Genomic DNA, 1,223 nt, shown 5'->3' on the forward strand with positions numbered 1-1,223 from the left:
TTTACGATGGTGCTGAATTATATGGCGACAATATTATTGTTGACCGCACAACTGAATCGCGCTGGGATACGATTTTTTGTAAAGATTCGACACTTTCTTTAAAAAATTCCGAAGTCTTAACTGATCCAACACGTAATATTTGCGGCATTTCTCTTAAAAATAGTCAAATCATTGCGACTCATTCTAATCTGAATGCTCCATTATTAGATAACTCTACTGCCTATTTAAAAGATGTCTTCACTAACTATGCCTTTGCCTTAAAAAATAAATCAAACTTATCATTCACTGACCTAACACTTGATACATCCCAAAATACCGAATTCAGCGATTTCTATGTCGACAACCACTCCACTGTAACTGGCATTAACCTTAACTTACCGAAAAAATATTCTTACATTGATGTAATTAATAGCCATTTTGAAAATACTAATTTTGCCTCTGGTCTCGATAATGTCCGCTGGCGTTTCGATAAAAATTCAACTGTCCTCGCTGATGGCGATGAACCTTTTAACAATTTAGCTTAAAAATAAAAACGACTGTTACGAAAAAAATATTTCGTAACAGTCGTTTTTTATTTTAATCGGTCGTAACAATAACCTGTCCAATCAGACGATCATGTTTCATAATATATTCTTGTGCTGCTTGAATTTCATCCAACTTAAATACTTTAGCGATCGGAATCGTCAAATGATTATCATTGATCAACTTGAACATGTCGTTAACCATTTCATCATTGATATCTACACCATCAAAAGCTGTGACGTACTTACCGGCAATATTTTCAAATGGATCAAAATTATTCCAAATCCATTCTCCAGACAGTAAGCCAATTGTTGTATAGTAACCACCACGTTTAACATGTGACAATGAATCACTGACCACGGGAGCACCGACCATGTCAAGCATGCCATCATAAGAATTATTTGTTTGTAACTTGCCATCTTGGTCAATTACAACTTCATCAGCACCCATATCTAACAACATTTGACTGCGTTCTTTTCGACGAGTAGTTGCGGCAACTTTCAAGCCCATAGCTTTGGCCATAACTAAAGCAGCCATCCCTACACCAGTTGTTCCACCACGAACTAACAACGTTTGACCAGCATGCAATTTAGTTGTCTTCAAGGCACCAAATGCTGTATAAAATGTTTCGGGATAATTAGCAAATTCTACCCATGAACCATCAAAAGTAACCGGATGAATAATTTCATCAGGTACTAAGG

The 1,223-nt window shown here is 36.3% G+C and carries 1 protein-coding gene and 1 pseudogene; one reads left to right on the forward strand and one right to left on the reverse strand.

Annotated features, from left to right (window positions below; translation table 11 throughout):
* Nucleotides 1-524, forward strand: a pseudogene (locus FHL06_RS14470) (hypothetical protein); the annotation flags it as partial.
* 52 nt (nt 525-576) lie between these two features.
* Here FHL06_RS14470 and FHL06_RS13555 read toward each other — a convergent pair.
* On the reverse strand, nt 577-1,223 hold a 647-nt coding region (locus tag FHL06_RS13555), incomplete at its 5' end, for a zinc-binding dehydrogenase (protein ID WP_153387164.1).

The organism is Companilactobacillus halodurans (assembly GCF_009600985.1).
GTDB lineage: Bacteria > Bacillota > Bacilli > Lactobacillales > Lactobacillaceae > Companilactobacillus > Companilactobacillus halodurans.